Origin of the sequence: Iodobacter sp. BJB302, from assembly GCF_002735645.1 — a bacterium.
Classification (GTDB): domain Bacteria; phylum Pseudomonadota; class Gammaproteobacteria; order Burkholderiales; family Chitinibacteraceae; genus Iodobacter.
Genome location: NZ_PDZG01000139.1, coordinates 1 through 3,683, shown reverse-complemented (window position 1 = coordinate 3,683; position 3,683 = coordinate 1). Strand labels below are relative to the sequence as shown.

3 protein-coding genes and 1 pseudogene are annotated in these 3,683 nt (G+C 45.4%); all 4 read left to right on the top strand.

The genetic code is table 11. From position 1 onward, the window contains the following. Nucleotides 1-136 precede the first annotated feature (136 nt). Complete coding sequence (locus tag CSQ88_RS22050) at nucleotides 137-1,147, top strand: type VI secretion system Vgr family protein (RefSeq protein WP_306475263.1); 1,011 nt, start codon at nucleotides 137-139, stop codon at nucleotides 1,145-1,147. Beyond that, nucleotides 1,144-1,914, top strand: a complete 771-nt coding sequence (locus CSQ88_RS22045; protein ID WP_099400207.1) for a DUF4123 domain-containing protein — start codon at nucleotides 1,144-1,146, stop codon at nucleotides 1,912-1,914. Before CSQ88_RS22050 ends, CSQ88_RS22045 begins: the two co-directional genes overlap by 4 nt. A gap of 99 nt (nucleotides 1,915-2,013) precedes the next feature. Continuing rightward, nucleotides 2,014-2,970 carry a DUF3304 domain-containing protein gene (locus CSQ88_RS22040; protein WP_099400206.1) on the top strand — a complete coding sequence of 319 codons (957 nt, stop codon included), beginning with the start codon at nucleotides 2,014-2,016 and terminating at the stop codon, nucleotides 2,968-2,970. Then, a pseudogene (locus tag CSQ88_RS22035) lies at nucleotides 2,943-3,683 on the top strand (hypothetical protein); the annotation flags it as partial. The gene CSQ88_RS22040 and the pseudogene CSQ88_RS22035, both read left to right, overlap by 28 nt.

Genomic DNA, 3,683 nt, shown 5'->3' with positions numbered 1-3,683 from the left:
GAATATCGTCCACCTCAATCCAGAAAAATCACCGGAAGCGGAGACGGGTGCTGTAAGGAAAAAAGCAGAGCAAAGAACGGCATAAATATTAAACGATTAAGGCGACAACTGGTTTGACAATTACCGTGGCGAGCTGTTGTTTGATGATACAAAAGGCGAAGTCCGTACCAAATTATCCAGCGAGCACGGAAAAACCCAGCTTAACCTCGGCTATTTAATTCACCCAAGAACAGATGGCAAAGGCGAGCCGCGCGGCGAAGGCTTTGAGCTGCGCACGGATAATCAGGGTGCAATCCGCGCCAATGGTTTGCTCATCAGCACCGAAGCCAAAAGCGGTGCAAGCGGCAAGCAACTCGACCGCCGCCCAGCACAAAGCCAGCTGGAATCCGCGCTGGCACTCGCCCAAAGCCTGGGTGAAACCGCCACCAACCAACTCGCCGACACCATAGAAACTGGCGACGGTGATAAAACCGTTAAGCCCGACAACAGCGTGGGTGACAAAGCCACCACCGGCCATCTGCACCACCATGTGCACGCCAGCAAAAGCTTCGAGGCAGGCAGCAACACGGATAAAGACGGCAAGAGCAAATCCAAAGACCAGGCAGGCCAACAAAAAATCATCCTGCTGCACGGCGAGGACGGCGTAGCGATCACCAGCCCGCAAAGCCAGACCATTGCCGCAAGCACTAATCTCGATCTGGTCGCCCAGCGTGACACCAACCAAACCTCCGGCCGCCGCTGGATACATAACGTTGGCCAACATATCAGTCTGTTTGTAGCTGGGGTAAAAGACAAAGTTGCACTTAAGCTCATTGTTGCCAAGGGCAAAATCCAGATGCAAGCACAAAGCGACGATATTGAAATCACAGGCGATAAAGATTTAAAAGTCACCGCCTGCAAAGAAAGCATCACCGTGGTGGCTAAAGATGAAATTCTGGTCACCGCTGGGGGCGGCTATATCCGGCTAAAAGGTGGCAATATCGAAATCCACTGCCCAGGAACGGTGACGGTGAAAGGCGCGAATCATGATGTGAGCGGGCCAGCGCAAATGATGCCGCCATTGCCGCAGTTTCCAAATTCGGTTTGTAAATCCTGCATGCTAAAAGCAAAAGATGCGGGTAGCCCTTTTGCGAAGAAATCATCATGATGATGAATGCTTATCCTCAAGACAGTGCCCAAGTATTGTTTGCACAATTGGCCACTTACCTTTCTGAATCAACACAAGTCTATGCTTTGCTGGATCATAGTTTCGATCCTCGTTTGTTAAAGAAAATGAGAGATCGGATTGTATGGACTTCGCTTTATCAAGATCATGGGGCTGAGGCAGATGTTTCTCCATTGCTTTGCGTGCTCAATAGTGAGAATGAAGCGGAGCTTATGGAGCAAATTAAGTTGCTGCTCAAAATCACCAATGGGCAGCCTATGCTTAGTTTTTATCTAAGCACACTGGATAGAGAAGCAATCTTTAGCCATTTTGATTACTATTTTGATGTCAGTATTCTTCCTGAAAAATTGAGTTATATATTGCGCTATGCGGACACGCGTATTTTGCCCAATTTGCTTGCGCAACTTAGCCCTGAGCAAAAAGCGGCATTTTTATCTCCATTCAGCAGCGTGGTTTATTTTGATCGGGCCGCGCAAATCATACAGCTTGAAGGTGGCGGACAAACTAAAATTACCAATCAGGCGCTGGTACTGACTGAAGTACAATTTATAAGCATGATGGATAAGGCTTTACCTGATCAAATTTTGCAAAATATCCAATTGCTTGGGCTTCAGTCGTTATTACCTATAGAGCCTTCAAAAGCCTATGCGCAAATAAGGGAGCTTTGCGATATCGCATTGGCTCAGGGGAGTAGTGATGATGAGATTCTTAGCTTTTGTGTTGAACATTTACACGGCGAAGTAGGATGATTTCTGAATGAGTTGAGAAAGATCTTCTAAGAGATGCATTATTAAATATATAAAAATATTTTCTTACTTAATTTTAATTATTTTCATAAAGGTTTATCAATGGAATTGCCAGAAGAAACGCCGGATAAAACTGAGATTACAGATGCTGAGCATGGATTTAATTTGTTTATGATTGTGGTGTCTTGTTTGAATGCTTATGCCCTGTATCAGAGCATGACCGGCTCTGGCTATGGAGCTGCTTACTTGATGATCCTTTCTCTTTTTGGATTATTCCTGAGTTATATCGTGGTGCTAATTTGGGCAGGTAAAGTAAAAGCAAGACTATGGCTTGTGTTTAAGCATTCACTCGTGATTAACGGCCTCGTTTTTATTGCAATGGGGATTGCAATGAACGGGCCATCTGCTCAGACTGAAAATGATACGGTGAATAAGTCTGGTAATACGATTTCGGCCTCTGTTGATTCGGTTAATTATATGCATGATTGGGCTGTGAAATATACATTAACCGATTTGCGCAGTAATCAGGCCATAGGTGGCAGTATTGTTAATTTTCTGGAAGGTCCAGGAGGAAAAAATTGCTGTATCAGCTTGCCAAAACAATGGCAGCAGGGAATGTACGTGAGTGTTGATTGGCAAGAGGCGGATAAAACACATACTAAACCCGATAAATATCATCGTGAATTAGAAATACCCCGCTATCAGCAGGCCGGTGATCTTTATGTATTGTTTCATCCTGGGCAGGAAGTGGAGTTGGTCGTATCCAAAGTGGAGCCAGGTTATCCGGCTTGGCCGGGAAAAATTAAAAAAGATGCAATGGCCGCATGTGTTGAACGGCTTTCGGAAAAGGAGTGTAAGAGGAATTTGCCGAAATACGCTCCTAATTCTAATGAGAGCCTTGCACGGGGTTATAGAGAGTCATGCTTAGAAGAGAATATATTGGATACTAGTGATCCAGAAGGGAATCGCAAAGCTTGTCAAAAATTTGTTGAGAATTGTAAAAAGGACTGGGATATCTCTGATAAAAAAATGTGCGAATTAGATTACAAGGAAGACTAGTTATGTCAGCAAGATTTTCTTCAGAGTGCAGACCAAATCCTTTGGTGCTAGAAGCAAAGGAGCAGGATCAACGCAGCATTACTCAAAATCGCCCCCAAAGCTTGCCATGCGAGCAAGACATTTACCTTGGTTTCTTTTTTGACGGCACAAATAATAATAAATACCGTGATACAGAGGCTTTTGCCCATAGCAATGTGGCGCGTTTATACGAGGTTTACTCGGGCGAACCCACCGTTACTCAATTGAAAATCCTTAAAAAGGCCGGTAAACCTGATGCTAAAGCGGTATGGTCTTCAGCGGTACCTAAGGGTGAAGAAAAGTATTACCGTAAAACGTATATTCCTGGGGTGGGGACACCCTTTATTGAGCTGGGTGACTCAGGGGAAGGCATGGACAACACCCTGGGACTGGCCATGTCAAAGCATGGCGAGGTTCGTATTAACTGGGCTTTACTGCAGCTGGGCAACCATATTCATGCTGCGCTGATGGGTAAGGCATTGAGCAAGCCGCTGGAGGATGATGGCAAGCTGGCCGGAGAAATGTTGGAAAAATCGGTAGGGAGCGCTGTGCCCAATAGGGGCAGGAGCCAATGCTGTTCACTTTATGATTTTTATTCCCCAGTTATGCCGTTGATTAAGAATTTCCGTGCCTTTTCTACTTGCAAAATGCTTAGTTCGTCGTTTCACAACCCGCGGATTACTGCGTCCTGTTGG